Below are 15669 nucleotides of genomic sequence, written 5' to 3'. Positions count from 1 at the left end.
GATGACGGGCGAAATTAAAATTGATAAGGTTCGAAGAGAGGTAAAGCTTGGGATTTCAAAGATGGATTTTCTGGCCGACAATATTTACATTGAAGTAAAAACCCCTTTAACGAGCCTGCAAGTGGACATCGGAGATCATATCAAGACTAAGAAAATTGGAAAGTTTAATTCAACAGACCGTTTTGTAAAGCACATTAATGAATTAGCTAATAGTTTATCAGACCATGAACGAGCTATACTGCTAGTTTGCTTTATTTATGACAACCCTGGATTTAAAGTCGAAGTGAGAAGTGAGAACAGTGACTATGTTCAAGAGCAAGTAGAATCTTGCTCTGCAAAAGGCATGGAAACATGGCAAGCTAATTTTGAGATAACTCATCTAGGAGTGAAACTTAGAAAATATTTTAAGCTTTCTATATAAATCAAGCCTATATAATTTATTTTTTTATTCGATGAAACCCTGACAGGATGCTGTCAAAAATATAAAGTATAATCTATATAACAATATATAAAAAGGAGAAAATCAAATGACAATAATTCATAATAACCTTCATCAATTCACGGAGTATCTGGAAATGGCCGACTTTTCGACGCATCAATATTTGCTTTTAACGGAAGAACCAATCCTAATCCATACAGGAACAGCTAGAAACGCCGAAACAATTATTCCTCAAATTAAACAGCTATTGGGTGAACGTCCTCTAAAATATATTTTTGTGTCGCATTTTGAATCAGATGAATGCGGCGGACTATCAGCCTTGGCTAAAGAATTTCCTGAGGCAGCTACTGTTTGCTCCGAAGTGACTTCACGACAACTGTTTGGTTTTGGGATTACTTATAATGTAATAGTAAAGAAGCCCGGAGAAAAACTATCCGGAAATGATTTTGATTTTAGCTTTATAAGTTATCCATCCGAAATGCATCTATGGGAGGGTTTACTCTTCTTTGAAAACAAACAAGAGATTTTCTTTAGTAGCGATTTGATGTTCAGCATGGGAAAAATACATGACGAAGTCATCGAAAAAGATTGGGAGTCGGCTGTCGCAGGTAGCGGTATCGATTGGATTCCTGATGCTCAATCTAGAGAAAAACTGGTTAATGATTTAAAACAGATTTCTCCCCAATTTATTGCAACCGGTCATGGACCTTGCATTAAATTATTAAGCACAAGCCCTTCCTTGCGATAAAAGTCTTTCATTCAAATTCTTATTGATAACGAGCCACCATAGTTGTATATGGTGGCTTTTTGTGAGCTGTTGTTGATCACTAATGTTGTCCCTCTGTTGCTCGGTAAGAAAGAAAGTGGATGGAAGGGAAATACAAACCCAAACCAGCCCGTAGGGTAGAAATACCAAAAGAAACAAAAGGCGAATTTCGTAAGCTGGGAGTACCAACTGTCGTTGACCGCGTATTTCAACAGGCAATAACACAGGTGCTCTCCCCAATCTATGAGGAACAGTTTAGCGGAAACAGTTATGGCTTTCGACCAAAACGAGGTGCACATGATGCACTGAAACAGTGCCAGCAGAATGTTAACGACGGATATGTATATGTGGTTGATATGGATTTGGAGAAATTCTTTGATACCGTGTGTCAGAGTAAGCTCATCGAACTGTTGTCACGAACCATCAAGGATAACAGGTTAATATCACTCATTCACAAATATCTCAACGCGGGAATAATCAGCAAAGGTATGTTCGAAAAGACAGATGTTGGTATGCCTCAGGGGGGACCATTAAGTCCACTTCTTAGCAATATCATGCTCAATGAGCTGGATAAGGAACTAAAACGCAGAGGGCACAGGTTCGTGCGCTATGCGGATGACTGCATGATATTTTGCAAAAGCAGAAAGAGTGCAGAGAGGACCTTGAATAATATCGTGCCATATATAGAGGGGAAACTCTTTCTTAAAGTAAACCGAGAGAAAACCAAAGTGTCACACATCAGCAAAGTGAAATATCTGGGGTACAGTTTCTACAGATACAAAGGAAAATGTAGACTGAGAGTACACTCTAAATCAGCAGCTAAAATGAAAGCAAAGTTGAAAGAACTCACATCAAGAAATAATGGATGGGGAAATGAGTACAGAGCAATGAAATTGACGCAGTTCATTAGAGGATGGGTGAACTATTTTGCGATGGCAGATATGAAGAAGCTGCTCATTACTACAGATGAATGGCTACGCCGGAGGCTGAGAGCGATATACTGGAAACAATGGAAGAAAGTAAAAACTAGATACCGGATGATAAATAAATTCGGGGTGCCCAAGTCTAAAGTACACCAACTGGCAAATTGCCGTAAAGGAATATGGCGCGCAGCGCTTATGCTAAATAGTGTACTTACAAACAAAGTAATAGCCAGCCTTGGAAACATTTCCATGACTGACTATTATCTGAAAGTATGTGAAAACTAGAGAACCGCCGTGTACCGAACGGTACGCACGGTGGTGTGGGAGGTCGGTAGATAAAATAATTATCTACCTCCTACCCGATTAATTCTAAGAGAGATCAAGGAGGATGTATGGGCAAACTTGCAAGAACATGCATAAAAGGAGTAAAGATAGGACACGCTCAGGACACAGACGCGCTCACAGGCGTAACAGTAATAGCCTTTGAAGGCGGCGCAGCAGCTTCGCTTGACGTAAGGGGCTCTTCGCCGGGGACACATGAGACAGAGCTTCTCAGGCCTGGAAAGACGGTTGAGAGGGTTCACGCAATAGTGCTTTCAGGAGGCTCTGCATATGGCCTGGATGCGGCAGGCGGAGTAATGAAGTACCTCGAAGAAAAAGGAATCGGAGTAGCGGTGGGAGATGTGAGAGTCCCCATAGTACCTCAGGCGATAATATTCGATCTTGGAATAGGAAATCCAGGCGTAAGGCCGGATTTCAAAATGGGATATCAGGCATGCCAGAGCCTCAGTGAGCAGTTTGAGCTTGGAAACTACGGCGCAGGATGCGGGGCGACGGTAGGAAAGATAATGGGTCCTCAGAACTCCATGAAGAGCGGAATTGGCTATCATGAGATGAATTTTGATAACGGACTGCAGGTGGGAGCGCTTATCTGCGTGAACGCCGTAGGAGACGTATTTGACGAAACCGGCATAATAGCAGGAGCTCTCAATCCTGATGGGGGATTTGCCGATACCGCAGGGATAATTCTCGGGGGAGTGGACGCGAGGGAGTTCATGAACGGCAATACCACTATAGGATGCGTTATCACAAATGCAAAGCTGGACAAAGCCCTCTGCCAGAAGGTTTCAGAAGTAGCTCACAACGGGCTTGCACAGAGCATAAGCCCTATACACACATCCATGGACGGAGACCTGATATTCACTGCGGCCACAGGTGAGATACAGTGCTCCATAGATCAGGTTTGCATAGCTGCGCAGACTGCCGTAAGAAATGCCGTGATCTCAGCTGTGAAAAATGCAAGGAGCGCAGGCGGGATAAGGAGCTGCATGGACATTTCAGGCGCAGACGCATAATATTTGAATATTTTCAAATAAAAAGTAGAAAAAAGTAGAAATATATCATATAATAATAAAGTTAGATTGATATTCCACTAAGGAAATCAAATCAAAGCCAGTATTAACCAATTTATTTGAACGGCATCCATAAGGAGCCGGAACGGAGGATTAATGAAAATGGAAACTCAGAAAACAGGATTTGCAGCTGGAAGAACGAAAAAAATGACTATCACGGGTATGCTTGGAGCTATCTCGGTAGTGCTTGGATTTACGCCGCTTGGATTCATTCCGATAGGTCTGGCGAATGTCACTACGATGCACATACCGGTCATAATCGGAGCAATTGTGGAAGGACCTTTCGTGGGAGCCATGGTAGGGCTGATATTTGGAATCTCTTCACTCATAAAGAGCTTCATGACCCCGACTCCAATATCGTTCATATTCATGAACCCGCTTGTATCAGTAGTGCCAAGGGTGCTTATAGGCATTCTGACATATTACTTCTATACAGCGATGAAAAAGGTTGTAAGGAATGATAAGACAGTGCTTCTAATGTCAGGGGCATTCGGTACTCTCGTGAATACAGTGCTTGTTCTTGGAACCGCATACCTGCTTTATGCACAGCGAATAGTCGAAGCCATGAGCCTTCCTGAGGGAGGAGCATTTGCTTTCTTCATGGGCATAGCTACAACAAACGGAGTTCCTGAAATGATAGTAGCAGCTGTTGTTACTGCAGCATCTGTGACTGCTATAAAGAAAATAGTAAAAAATTAGTATACAGATATTTAGTATATAGATATAAAATTTAAATCTAAGGCTTGGAGAAAAAATATGTTATTAGTTGTAGATGTTGGAAATACGAATATAGTTCTGGGAGTTTATGAGGGTAAGGTTCTCAAAAACAGTTTCAGGGTTGGAACTGACATAAACAAGACCTCCGATGAATATGGAGCAGTTATTGCTCAGCTTTTTCTTATTGACAAGATAAGCTTCTCGTCAATAAAGGATGTGATAATATCATCGGTAGTTCCCGAAGTGATGCACTCCCTTGAGAACTTCGTGATAAAGTATATCGGAAAGACTCCTATGGTAATAGGCCCGGGAATAAAAACCGGAATAAACATTAAATATGAAAATCCAAGCCAGGTAGGCGCGGACAGGATAGTAAACGCCGTGGCGGGAGTAGAGAAATACGGAGCTCCGCTTATCCTCATAGATTTTGGAACAGCTACCACCTTCTGCTATATAAACGCGAAGGGGGAATATCTGGGAGGCGCCATAACCCCTGGAGTAAAGATTTCCAGCGAGGCACTTTTTCAGAGGGCATCAAAGCTTCATAAGGTTGAGATAGTCGAGATGAAAAATGCGATAGGCAGAAATACCACTACAGCGATCCAGGCAGGAATATTCTTCGGATATGTCGGCCTCGTGGACAATATAGTTGAAAAGATGATTGAAGAATCCGGAGAGCAGAACGTAAAGGTCGTTGCAACAGGAGGCCTCGCAAGCCTTATAATATCTCAGACAAAGAATGTCAGGATAGTTGACAAGAACCTTACCCTCGAAGGACTCAGGATGATATACGAAAAGAACACACAGAGCATTTAAGGAGTATGGATTTGAAAATAGGCAGTTTTGTAACTCAGGGCGAAGCATTTCTGGCACCCATGGCGGGAGTCACAGATTTTCCGTTTCGAGTAATTTGTAAGAGGTATGGCGCATCGCTACTTTATACAGAAATGATAAATGCGAAGGCGCTCTGCTATGGAGACGAAAATACCTTCTCCATGCTTGAGGTAAAGCCTGAAGAAGGAGATGTCGCGGTACAGATATTTGGACATGAGCCACAGTACATGGCAGAGGCAGCTTCGATACTCAGTGACATGAACAGATTCAGGATAATAGACATAAACATGGGATGCCCGGCCCCAAAGATAACTAAGAACAATGAAGGTTCGGCGCTCATGAAGGACCCGGCGCTTGCCTTTAAGATAATAGATTCAGTGAAGAAGGCCTCAAAGCTTCCGGTAACGGTAAAGTTTCGAAAAGGCTGGGATGACAGCAGCGTGAACGCAGTGGAATTTGCCCGAAATGCGCAGGCTGCGGGAGCTGACTGCATAACAGTCCATGGAAGGACCAGAGAGCAGTATTACAGCGGGAAGGCTGACTGGGACATAATAAGCGAAGTCAAGAAAAGCGTAAGTATCCCTGTTATCGCAAACGGAGACATATTTTCAATCGGCGATGCCGTAAATATAATTGAAAAGACCGGAGCGGATGCCTACATGATAGGCAGGGGCTCTCAGGGAAACCCGTTCATATTCAGCCAGATAAGGGATTTCATTGAAGGCAGTCCTGTAAGGGATATACCGGACACGGAAAAGATAGACGTGATGCTTGAGCATTATGACCTCTCGATAAAGTACAAGGGCGAGGATAAAACCGTAAGAGAAATGAGAAAACACATAGGGTGGTATCTCAAAGGCATGTACGGAAGCGCGAGAATGCGTGATGACATAAACCATATAGTAGACGCTGATGAAGTAAGGCAGATGCTCAGAGATTATCAGCTCAGCTTGACACAAAATGACTAGTTATGTATAATGTTAAAAATATATAAGATCATAAATAGTAATATATACTGGAGGAAACGGAAAAATGGATAACAATAAAGAAATACTTTTAACCCAGGAGGGATATGACAAGATCGTAGAAGAGCTTGAATATCTCAAAGCTGTGAGAAGAGCTGAAGTTGCTGAGAGAATCAAGGTTGCCATATCTTTTGGGGATATTTCAGAGAATGCGGAGTATGATGAAGCCAAAAATGAGCAGGCTCAGATGGAAGAAAGAATCTTCAAGCTTGAGAATCATCTCAGGGCTGCCAAGATAATAGATGAGTCGACTATAGACCATGAGAAGGTTACTGTAGGATCTATCGTAAAGATTGAAATCAAGTATCCTAATGACAAGACTGTAGAGACAGAAGAATATACTATAGTAGGATCTGCTGAAGCAGACCCTTCAGAGGACAGGATCTCAAACGAGTCTCCGGTAGGAAGCGCGCTTCTTGGCAAGAAGGTAGGAGACAAGATTAGCGTAAACGTTCCTGATGGAATAGCGAAAGCAAAAGTAATCGGAATAAGAAGGTAGTTTGTAATGCGCTGCAGAGCGCAGCCAGCAGTGGCATCAGATAAAAATATAAAAAAACAGGAGGATAAGAAAATGGGAATTGAAGCTAATTATAACGAACTTGTGCAGGTAAGGATCGATAAGCTTAAAAAGCTTCAGGAACAGGGTAAAGATCCTTATGTTCATGAAAAATTTGATTTTACAAACCACAGTGTAGATATACTCGAAAAATTTGACGAGCTCGAAGGCAAGGACGTAGCAGTAGCTGGAAGAATCATGCTCATGAGAGAACATGGAAAAGCTACATTCGTTACGATTCAGGACTCAGAGGGCCGTGTTCAGATATATGTAAGAGCGGACAAGATAGGCGAAGAGAGCTACAATGATTTCATAACAAACGACATTGGAGACATAATAGGAATAAGAGGAACAGTGTTCAAGACTCAAAAGGGCGAGATATCAATCAGAGCCACTGAGGCAGTTCTACTGACGAAATCTCTTCAGCCTCTTCCTGACAAGCATTCAGGCCTCAAGGATCAGGACATGAGATACAGACAGAGATATGTAGACCTCATAGTAAATCCTGAAGTAAAGAAGGCATTCCTTTTAAGAAACAAGGCTACAAAAGCCCTAAGGGACTATCTTGATCAGAGAGGATTCATTGAGATGGATACCCCTATACTGAACACTATAGCCGGTGGAGCCAATGCGAGGCCTTTCGTTACGCATCACAATACGCTTGATATAGACATGTACCTGAGAATCGCGAACGAGCTCTATCTGAAGAGACTCGTGGTAGGCGGATTTGAAAAAGTATATGAGATGGGAAGAATGTTCCGTAACGAGGGAATGTCAATAAAGCACAATCCTGAGTATACAGCTATGGAGCTTTACTGGGCATATGTAGGATACGAGGAGATCATGGAGCTTACTGAGAATCTCGTAGCACATATGGCAGAAACTGCTACAGGAAGCACTCTTGTAAACTATCAGGGAAAAGAGATAGACTTCAAGCCACCTTGGAAGAGAATGACTATGATAGATGCAGTAAAAGAATACGCAGGAGTGGACTTTTACAAGATACAGACAGATGAAGAGGCTATAGCGGCCGCTAAGGAAAAGGGCCTTGAGCTTACAGCTTCACAGATGACAAGAGGCCACATAATCAGCCTTCTTTTCGAAGAATACGGCGAGCAGCACCTTATCGAGCCTACTTTCATAACTCACCATCCGGTAGAGATTTCTCCGCTTTCAAAGAGAAATCCTGTGGATCCGAGACTTACTAACAGATTCGAGGCATTCGTGAATACATGGGAGATTGCAAATGCATTCTCAGAGCTCAATGACCCGATCGATCAGAGAGGAAGATTTGAGGATCAGATGAAGCAGAGAGAGCTTGGAGACGACGAGGCACATGATATGGACGAAGACTTCCTGAACGCTATTGAAGTAGGACTTCCACCTACAGGCGGACTTGGAATAGGAATCGACAGAGTGATAATGCTTCTGACAAACTCAGCATCGATAAGAGACGTAATACCGTTCCCTACGATGAAGCCTATAAAAGAAGATGTAGCAGAGTAATATAATTATATGATAAATCAAAGACCGGAGACCTTTCGCAACTGAAAGGAACCCGGTCTTTTTTATGCTGCCTTCTTTGATTTTCTGGTCACATACACGAATACCCCTATAGCGCTCAGGTAGAGAATTGTAGTAAGGTAGTAGGGACTGTGATAGCTGAAATGCTGCATCATGTAGCCGCCTATGCTTATTCCACCTGCTCTTGAAAGGCTGGAGAAAAGCGACAGAAGGCTGCTGAAGTTAGATCTCTCCACGGGCTCCACAAGATCCATGAAGATGCTTGTGTTCAGAGGGGTCGCCATGTTCATGAGGCCATTCCTCATAAAGAACGATATGTAGACAAGAACTATTCCCTGTGGAAATGCTATGCTTATTAGAAACGGAATGCTGAGCAGCTGGCACATGACCGCGGTCCTGTGCCTTCCCATGCTTCTGGTCAGATAGGGAACGAGGAGCCCTCCGGCTATGCATCCGAACTGAGCAAATGAAAGGATGGATCCGATCGAAGCATCCGTGAGCGACATGGAATATTTGAGATATATGCTGAAGAATGGCACTACCATGCCTGCACCTATGCCTGTGAGTGAATAATAGAGGATATAAAGGGCTATATCGGACCTTCTGATGATAGAGAACCCCTTTATGCATTCTCTCAGGCTTCGAGCCTGAGAGGTGTTATTTTCAGTGATGAGGCTTATAGGAAAAAGAAACAGCATGGTAAATACAGAAGATATCAGCGATATGTAAAAAATGGAATTTTTGAGCATCAGCGTATCGCTGAAGAACGTGCTCAGATGGCCTCCGGCAAAGGATGCTGCCATGAATCCTGCAAATGTTATGACAAAATTGTGGCTGTAGGCCTTAAGGCGGTTTGAAGGCTCAGTGTTCTCCGCAAGGAACAGGCCTTCCGCCGTGGCTCTTATGCTGAGGCCGAATCCATTCAGGATAACGAAGGCAGTTATTGCTGTCAGGCTTCTGAAGGCCACCATGAAGACCATGGAGACGGATATGAGAGTGCAGCTGAGGTAAAAGCTCCTCTTCCTGCCGATGCGCTCGATAAGGTATGCGCTTACTACCGATCCAAGCGCTATGGAAAGCGTATTGATGGAGAGTATATTACCGGCTACGGACTCACTGTAGCCTATGCCTATGAGATACAGCCCTGCAAACATGCTGAAGATTCCCTGAGAAAATGCCGCTGAAAACGATATGAAATAGAAAAGCTTCACATTATCAAGTCTGTTGCTTAATGTCATTTGAATACCTCCAGACACGAAAAAAAGATGGGGTTCGCCCATCTTGATATATCTTATCTAAAATTATTGCCAGCTTTCTTGTATGCTTCATATGAGGAATATGTAACGTTTCTGCTGTCACCGGATGAGTATCTGCTTCTGGCAGCGGGTCTGGTCCTGTCTGGTCTTTTTGATTTGTGCACAGCACGCTGTGCAAAAGATCTGCGCGCGGTTTGTGATTTATCTGAATGAGCGTTAAGTCCGCCACTGTAAAAATCATCGTTGCACAGATTTTTTTTGAAAATCTCAATATGTATGACCTGAAAAACTTTGCATGAAATAATAAAAAAAGCAAAAAGTAAAAGCAGACGTGGCACCATAAAAAATCAAACCCCCTCATTCAATGATTTATTATAACCTTAACAATGATTATATTACAATTGTCAAAAAATTGCAACGTCTAATATGATAAAATCTGTAAAATATGATAAAATCTGTTAAAAATGTCTGCAAAAAATGCGGTCACAAATAAATTTGTACTTCCATCAAAGTTTTGTTATAATAATGTAAGTCAACAAGCAAGAGGAGTACGAACGTATGAACATAAAACTTACGATAGAATATATAGGAACCGCTTTTTCGGGATGGCAGAAACAGCAAAATTCAAATACCGTGCAGGCTGCAATTGAGGATGCAATCAAGAAAATTACAGGAAAAGAATCAGAACTTACTGCATCTGGGAGAACGGATGCAGGAGTCCATGCCCTTGGACAGGTTGCCAATTTCCACACTGATACATCTATACCCCCTGAAAGGCTCAAATACGCTCTCAATTCGCAATTAAATGAGGATATCAGGATAATAGAGAGCGTTCAGGCAGATGACGATTTTCATTCCAGATTTGGAGCAAAGAGAAAGACCTACATCTACAGGATTCAGACAGGAGACGTCAGGCGAGCGTTTGAAAAAAACAGGTCTTATTATGTAAAGGGAAGCCTTGACATAGACAAGATGAGAGAACAGGCCCGCTTCATTGTCGGTGAACACGATTTTTCTGCTTTCAAGTCAGAAGGATCTTCGGCAAGGAATTTCGTGAGGACGGTATATTCTCTTGAACTCAGGCAGAATGGAGACATAATAGAGATGGAGATAACCGGGAACGGATTTCTATACAACATGGTGAGGATAATTGCGGGAACTCTTATAGAAGCAGGAAGAGGAAGAGAAACAGACGTAAAAAAAATTCTCGAGTCCAGATCGAGGGAATTTGCTGGCCCGACAGCACCTGCAATGGGTCTGTATCTAAAAAATGTGTGCTATTCTATTGACAAGGAGCTCTAAATGCCTTATAATCTTAAAGAATGTGTAAATTATATGTCCACTGCCCCGGACTTTATTCATACACTATAGTGAGCTTATTTATTTAAGGAGGAATTAGAATGAAGTCTTACATTTCTAAACCTGCAGAAGTTACAAGAAAATGGTATATTGTCGATGCAGAGGGAAAAACATTAGGAAGACTTTCAACTGAGATAGCGAATATCTTAAGAGGAAAGAACAAAGTAACATATACTCCACACGTTGATGGCGGAGATTTCGTAGTAGTAGTAAATGCTGAGAAAATAGCAGTAACAGGAAAGAAACTTGATCAGAAAATATACAGACACCATACAGGTTATATCGGAAACATGAAGGAAGCTCCTTTAAGAAGAATGCTTGCTGAGAAACCGGAAGAAGTTATCAAGGCTTCTGTAAACGGTATGCTGCCAAAATCTAAATTAAGATCTCCAATGCTTAAGAGACTTAAGGTATTTGTTGGACCACAGCACACTCATGCAGCACAAAAATTAGAAACTTTAGAGATATAATTCAGGAAAGGAGAAACATTCATGGCTAAGGTACAATATTATGGAACTGGAAGAAGAAAAAGCTCTGTAGCAAGAGTAAGACTTTTACCAGGACAGGGAAATATAGTAATCAACGGAAGAGACATAGAAGAATATTTTGGATATGAGACTCTTAAGAGAGACGTTCGCAGACCTCTTCAGATGACTGATACATTATCAAAATATGATGTATTCGTAAATGTTAACGGTGGAGGATTCACTGGACAGTCTGGAGCTATCAGACACGGAATATCAAGAGCGCTTCTAAAGGCAGATGCAGAATTAAGACCAGCTCTTAAGGCAGCAGGATTCCTTACAAGAGACGCAAGAATGAAGGAAAGAAAGAAATACGGACTTAAGGCAGCGAGAAGAGCTCCTCAGTTCTCAAAAAGATAATATTCTGCTTATGCAGATATATAGAGAAATTCCCAGAATCTATGATTTTGGGAATTTTTTTAATCTGAAATAAAAAAGGTTGCCTTTTTTGTCTCAATATAATAGAATATTATAAAGATTCACAAAAATTATACACAAATATTTTATCAGAAGAAAGCAGCGAGGTTATAACAATGAAAATTGAAAAAGTGGCAATCGTAGGAAGAGGCGCTCTTGGCATACTCTATGGAGCTCATTTTACAGAAAAACTTGGAAAGCAGGCAGTATCGTTCGTAGCGGGCGAGGACAGGATTGAGAGATACATGAGCAGCCAGCCTGTGTGCAATGGACGTGCCTGCGATTTCGGCTATATTTCGGAAAAAAACGAAGGAAATCCGGCAGATCTTGTCATATTCGCAGTCAAATCTACAAAGCTTGAAGAAGCCTTGAAAACGGCAAAAAACGTAATAGGAGAAGATACTGTCATAATATCTGTATTAAACGGGATATCCAGTGAGAAGATAATCGCTTCAGAATATGGAAGCGCAAGGATAATTCACTGCGTGGCGCAGGGGATGGATGCGGTAAAGCTTGGAGATGAGCTCACGTATTCGAAGATGGGAGAGCTTATTGTTGGAACTCCTGAGGCAGAGAAAGAGAAGCTCGAAAGGCTTGAGGCTCTCTGCAGCTTCTTTGAGCAGACGCAGCTTCCGTATACAAGAGACGAGAACATAATCCACAGGATGTGGAGCAAGTTCATGCTAAACGTAGGCGTAAACCAGGTAGTAATGGTAAATGAGGGCACATACAGGACCATACAGCAGCCTGGAGAAGCAAGAGAAATGATGATAGAGGCTATGAGAGAAGTAATAAAGCTTTCTGAATTTGAGGGAGCAGGAGTTACTGAAAAGGAGCTGCAGGAATATGTTGATCTCGTAGACACTCTTCATCCCGACAAGATGCCTTCGATGAGGCAGGACGGGATAGAAAAACGCAGATCGGAAGTAGAGCTTTTTTCAGGAACCGTAATCAGGATGTCTGCAGAGCATGGCATAAAATCTCCTGTCAACGAGATGCTCTACAGAAGGATAAAGGAAATAGAGAGCAGCTATTAATATCAAGTGATGATATTGATGGATCTGAGGCTATGAAACCGGAATGGCCAGCCCTTACTGAAGCTTAAATGCATAAGGCAGGGGCTTTTTTGTGCTTCCGGGTATTTTTCATAAAAAAATATTTTACAATAGCTGAAAAATGCGTTAAGCTGTTTTATATACAGGAAATGAAGCAATCAATATGAAACGAGGACCAAATGAATAACATCAAAGCAATCAGAAAAAATATGGCAGGGATACTTATATGCACTCTGATCGCGGTTCCCTCCTGGATTCTGGGATCACTGTATCCGGTCGCGGGTGGGCCGGTAATTGCAATAATATCAGGCATGCTGCTTGCTATGCTTATAAAGGACAGATCCAGGTATGAAGCGGGACTAAAATTCACATCAAAAAAAATACTGCAGTATGCGGTAATACTCCTTGGGTTTGGGCTTAACCTTAATGTGATACTTGAAACCGGAATACAGTCCCTGCCGATAATACTGATGACCATAACCGCATCTCTTTTGACGGCATACATGCTCCAGAAGGTGCTGAAGATTCCTCCAAAGATATCCACGCTTGTAGGAGTAGGGTCATCGATATGCGGAGGATCTGCCATTGCAGCGGCAGCGCCTGTAATAGATGCAGACGATGAAGAAATCGCTCAGGCGATTTCAGTAATATTCTTTTTCAACGTTATTGCTGCGATAATATTTCCGAATCTCGGAGCTCTTATCGGATTCTCACAGACATCGGGTGAGGCATTTGGAATATTTGCAGGTACGGCCGTTAATGACACGTCAAGCGTAACAGCAGCTGCGTCCACCTGGGACAGCATGTATTCGCTTGGCTCGCAGACTCTGGACAAGGCCGTGACAGTCAAGCTGACGAGAACGCTTGCCATAATACCTGTCACGATGGCGCTTGCATTCATGCGCTCAAGAAAAGAGGCCAGGGACGATGTCGGCGGTTTTTCCTTAAGCAAGGTATTCCCTTTCTTCATCCTTTATTTTCTTGGAGCATCTGTCATCACCACGATAGCAGTCGCTTTCGGAGTGCCGGCGTCCGCATTCTCACCGATAAAGGAAGTGAGCAAATTCTTCATAATTCTTGCTATGGCTGCCATTGGAATGAATACCGATATAGTGAGGCTCATCAGGACCGGAGGCAAGCCGCTTGTGATGGGATTTGCATGCTGGAGCGGAATTGCTGCTGTAAGCCTTATAATGCAGAAAATAATGGGTATATGGTAACTATCACAAAAATGGAATATAAAAAGGAAATACCGTATTGACAAAACTGAAAAAATGAATTAATATTAATACATATTAAGTAAGTAGGTTTTGTAGGTAATGACCTTTTTTGGAAAAGGAGTCAAATATGAAAAAGTATAAGAGAATAAATGATCTTGTAGGAAAAACACCGATAGTAGAGCTTTCAAACCTGACAGAAGAATTTGGCATAAATGCGACGCTTCTTGCGAAGCTTGAATATTTCAACCCGGCGGGAAGCGTAAAGGACAGGATAGCAAATGCCATGATAAAGGACGCAGAAGAAAAAGGCCTTCTTAAAAAAGGCACAGTCATAATAGAGCCGACAAGTGGAAACACGGGTATAGGACTAGCTTCAGCAGGTGCTGCGCGAGGATACAGAGTAATACTGACGATGCCTGAAACCATGAGCGTGGAAAGAAGAAACCTTCTTAAGGCTTATGGTGCAGAGGTAGTGCTCACGGAGGGCGCAAAAGGAATGAAGGGTGCGATCGAAAAGGCCTCTGAGCTTGCAGCGACTATGGACAATGCCTTTATTCCGAGCCAGTTCCAGAATCCGGCAAATCCGAAGATACACTTTGAGACTACCGGACCTGAAATATGGAACGATACAGACGGTGAGGTGGACATATTCATTTCCGGAATAGGTACTGGCGGAACTATCAGCGGCACCGGAAAATACCTCAAAAGCATGAACCCGGATATTAAGGTAATAGCGGTAGAGCCAGCGGCTTCTCCGATACTTTCAGGAGGCAAGCCGGGACCCCACAAGATTCAGGGTATAGGCGCTGGCTTCGTGCCGGAAACTCTGGATACCGGCATATATGATGAGATAATTACCATTGAGAACGAGGATGCCTTTGAGATGGCAAGAGCTATCGCAACGAAAGAAGGAATACTGTCAGGGATATCCTCCGGAGCGGTTCTCAAAGCTGCTGAGATTGTTGGGAAAAGAAAAGAAAACGAAGGAAAGACTATAGTGGTGCTTCTGCCTGACAACGGCGAGAGGTATCTGTCCACTCCTCTGTTTGCGTAGGATAAACGAAAAAATGCATACTTACCTTAATGTTCTCCTTACGGGGACCTTATGGTAAGTATGCATTTATTAATTTTCTTTTAATGATGAGCCGGGCATCAAATAATAAAGTCGAAGGTATAATCCTTCCTGTGCCTGTCCAGTATGTCCTGAAGAGTTATGCTGTCCAGATATTCAGCTATAACCTTCTCAAGACCTTCCCAAACATAAAGCGTCATGCACTGATCCTCCCTGTCGCAGACGGAGCTGCCTCCTTCAAGGCAGGACACAGGAGCAATGCTGCCTTCAGTAATTCTCAGTATGTCGCCTACTGTATACATATCCGGGCTCTTTGCCAGCATATAGCCGCCCTGGTAGCCTCTGCTTGCAACAAGAATGTCTGTATTGTTAAGAAGAGGGATGATCTGCTCAAGATATTTCTTGGATATTCCCTGTCTTTTTGCTATGTCCTTGAGTGCTATATAGCCCTCGCCTCTGTGCTCGGCAAGATCCAGAAGCATACGCAGAACGTATCTGCCTTTAGTTGAAATTTTCATAGTACCACCTCTTTGAATGAATTATATCACAGCTTTGAAGTACAATCAATAA

The 15669-nt window shown here is 42.6% G+C and carries 17 protein-coding genes; 15 read left to right on the top strand and 2 right to left on the bottom strand.

The genetic code is table 11. The features are described from left to right. The first annotated feature begins 1 nt into the window (after position 1). The 9 genes from AC4PGZ_RS08575 (at position 2) to lysS (ending at position 8178) form a co-directional block, all read left to right on the top strand. Positions 2 to 421 carry a DNA/RNA nuclease SfsA gene (locus tag AC4PGZ_RS08575; protein WP_492158226.1) on the top strand — a complete coding sequence of 140 codons (420 nt, stop codon included), beginning with the start codon at positions 2 to 4 and terminating at the stop codon, positions 419 to 421. 106 nt (positions 422 to 527) lie between these two features. Beyond that, complete coding sequence (locus AC4PGZ_RS08570; RefSeq protein ID WP_492158225.1) at positions 528 to 1187, top strand: oxygen-binding di-iron domain-containing protein; 660 nt, start codon at positions 528 to 530, stop codon at positions 1185 to 1187. 119 nt (positions 1188 to 1306) lie between these two features. Beyond that, a complete protein-coding gene (gene ltrA / locus AC4PGZ_RS08565) occupies positions 1307 to 2413 on the top strand; it encodes a group II intron reverse transcriptase/maturase (RefSeq protein WP_492158224.1) in 1107 nt (368 codons plus the stop codon). A 107-nt stretch (positions 2414 to 2520) separates the two neighbouring features. Continuing rightward, on the top strand, positions 2521 to 3483 hold the full coding sequence (locus AC4PGZ_RS08560; RefSeq protein ID WP_492158223.1) for a P1 family peptidase: 963 nt from the start codon (positions 2521 to 2523) through the stop codon (positions 3481 to 3483). Between the two features lie 153 nt (positions 3484 to 3636). Next, positions 3637 to 4239: an ECF transporter S component gene (locus AC4PGZ_RS08555; protein WP_492158222.1), complete on the top strand. Its 603-nt coding sequence runs from the start codon at positions 3637 to 3639 to the stop codon at positions 4237 to 4239. A gap of 57 nt (positions 4240 to 4296) precedes the next feature. Continuing rightward, positions 4297 to 5073, top strand: coding sequence for a type III pantothenate kinase (locus AC4PGZ_RS08550; protein ID WP_492158221.1), 777 nt, complete (start codon positions 4297 to 4299; stop codon positions 5071 to 5073). An 11-nt stretch (positions 5074 to 5084) separates the two neighbouring features. After that, positions 5085 to 6059 (top strand): tRNA dihydrouridine synthase DusB, encoded by a 975-nt coding sequence (gene dusB, locus AC4PGZ_RS08545; RefSeq protein ID WP_492158220.1) that lies wholly within the window; start codon positions 5085 to 5087, stop codon positions 6057 to 6059. Positions 6060 to 6123: 64 nt separating this feature from the next. Beyond that, positions 6124 to 6615 (top strand): transcription elongation factor GreA, encoded by a 492-nt coding sequence (gene greA / locus AC4PGZ_RS08540; RefSeq protein ID WP_492158219.1) that lies wholly within the window; start codon positions 6124 to 6126, stop codon positions 6613 to 6615. 72 nt (positions 6616 to 6687) lie between these two features. Next, positions 6688 to 8178 (top strand): lysine--tRNA ligase, encoded by a 1491-nt coding sequence (lysS, locus tag AC4PGZ_RS08535; RefSeq protein WP_492158218.1) that lies wholly within the window; start codon positions 6688 to 6690, stop codon positions 8176 to 8178. A 62-nt stretch (positions 8179 to 8240) separates the two neighbouring features. Here lysS and AC4PGZ_RS08530 read toward each other — a convergent pair whose 3' ends face one another. Further along, entirely contained in the window at positions 8241 to 9434 is a 1194-nt protein-coding gene (locus tag AC4PGZ_RS08530; protein ID WP_492158217.1) for an MFS transporter, read from the bottom strand. A 576-nt stretch (positions 9435 to 10010) separates the two neighbouring features. Here AC4PGZ_RS08530 and truA point away from each other — a divergent pair. The 6 genes from truA (at position 10011) to cysK (ending at position 15081) form a co-directional block, all read left to right on the top strand. Then, positions 10011 to 10754 carry a tRNA pseudouridine(38-40) synthase TruA gene (truA, locus tag AC4PGZ_RS08525; protein WP_492158216.1) on the top strand — a complete coding sequence of 248 codons (744 nt, stop codon included), beginning with the start codon at positions 10011 to 10013 and terminating at the stop codon, positions 10752 to 10754. Between the two features lie 98 nt (positions 10755 to 10852). Next, positions 10853 to 11281, top strand: coding sequence for a 50S ribosomal protein L13 (gene rplM / locus AC4PGZ_RS08520; RefSeq protein ID WP_492158215.1), 429 nt, complete (start codon positions 10853 to 10855; stop codon positions 11279 to 11281). 21 nt (positions 11282 to 11302) lie between these two features. Beyond that, entirely contained in the window at positions 11303 to 11695 is a 393-nt protein-coding gene (rpsI, locus tag AC4PGZ_RS08515; protein WP_492158214.1) for a 30S ribosomal protein S9, read from the top strand. 173 nt (positions 11696 to 11868) lie between these two features. Then, positions 11869 to 12789 carry a ketopantoate reductase family protein gene (locus tag AC4PGZ_RS08510; RefSeq protein ID WP_492158213.1) on the top strand — a complete coding sequence of 307 codons (921 nt, stop codon included), beginning with the start codon at positions 11869 to 11871 and terminating at the stop codon, positions 12787 to 12789. Between the two features lie 206 nt (positions 12790 to 12995). Beyond that, positions 12996 to 14027, top strand: a complete 1032-nt coding sequence (locus tag AC4PGZ_RS08505) for a YeiH family protein (protein ID WP_492160260.1) — start codon at positions 12996 to 12998, stop codon at positions 14025 to 14027. A 127-nt stretch (positions 14028 to 14154) separates the two neighbouring features. Then, complete coding sequence (cysK, locus tag AC4PGZ_RS08500) at positions 14155 to 15081, top strand: cysteine synthase A (RefSeq protein ID WP_492158212.1); 927 nt, start codon at positions 14155 to 14157, stop codon at positions 15079 to 15081. A 98-nt stretch (positions 15082 to 15179) separates the two neighbouring features. On the opposite strand, the gene AC4PGZ_RS08495 is transcribed toward cysK, so the two are convergent. Beyond that, positions 15180 to 15617 (bottom strand): RrF2 family transcriptional regulator, encoded by a 438-nt coding sequence (locus AC4PGZ_RS08495; protein WP_492158211.1) that lies wholly within the window; start codon positions 15615 to 15617, stop codon positions 15180 to 15182. Positions 15618 to 15669: the final 52 nt, after the last annotated feature.

This window comes from Proteocatella sp. QWL-06 (assembly GCF_058684135.1).
This window is presented reverse-complemented; position numbering and strand designations above follow the sequence as displayed.

Bases quoted from the DNA above. Each gene is read 5' to 3' on its own strand.
- AC4PGZ_RS08575 (WP_492158226.1), top strand. From the start codon at position 2: ATGACGGGCGAAATTAAAATTGATAAGGTTCGAAGAGAGGTAAAGCTT.
- AC4PGZ_RS08570 (WP_492158225.1), top strand. From the start codon at position 528: ATGACAATAATTCATAATAACCTTCATCAATTCACGGAGTATCTGGAA.
- ltrA (WP_492158224.1), top strand. From the start codon at position 1,307: ATGGAAGGGAAATACAAACCCAAACCAGCCCGTAGGGTAGAAATACCA.
- AC4PGZ_RS08560 (WP_492158223.1), top strand. From the start codon at position 2,521: ATGGGCAAACTTGCAAGAACATGCATAAAAGGAGTAAAGATAGGACAC.
- AC4PGZ_RS08555 (WP_492158222.1), top strand. From the start codon at position 3,637: ATGAAAATGGAAACTCAGAAAACAGGATTTGCAGCTGGAAGAACGAAA.
- AC4PGZ_RS08550 (WP_492158221.1), top strand. From the start codon at position 4,297: ATGTTATTAGTTGTAGATGTTGGAAATACGAATATAGTTCTGGGAGTT.
- greA (WP_492158219.1), top strand. From the start codon at position 6,124: ATGGATAACAATAAAGAAATACTTTTAACCCAGGAGGGATATGACAAG.
- lysS (WP_492158218.1), top strand. From the start codon at position 6,688: ATGGGAATTGAAGCTAATTATAACGAACTTGTGCAGGTAAGGATCGAT.
- AC4PGZ_RS08530 (WP_492158217.1), bottom strand. From the start codon at position 9,434: ATGACATTAAGCAACAGACTTGATAATGTGAAGCTTTTCTATTTCATA.
- truA (WP_492158216.1), top strand. From the start codon at position 10,011: ATGAACATAAAACTTACGATAGAATATATAGGAACCGCTTTTTCGGGA.
- rplM (WP_492158215.1), top strand. From the start codon at position 10,853: ATGAAGTCTTACATTTCTAAACCTGCAGAAGTTACAAGAAAATGGTAT.
- rpsI (WP_492158214.1), top strand. From the start codon at position 11,303: ATGGCTAAGGTACAATATTATGGAACTGGAAGAAGAAAAAGCTCTGTA.
- AC4PGZ_RS08510 (WP_492158213.1), top strand. From the start codon at position 11,869: ATGAAAATTGAAAAAGTGGCAATCGTAGGAAGAGGCGCTCTTGGCATA.
- cysK (WP_492158212.1), top strand. From the start codon at position 14,155: ATGAAAAAGTATAAGAGAATAAATGATCTTGTAGGAAAAACACCGATA.
- AC4PGZ_RS08495 (WP_492158211.1), bottom strand. From the start codon at position 15,617: ATGAAAATTTCAACTAAAGGCAGATACGTTCTGCGTATGCTTCTGGAT.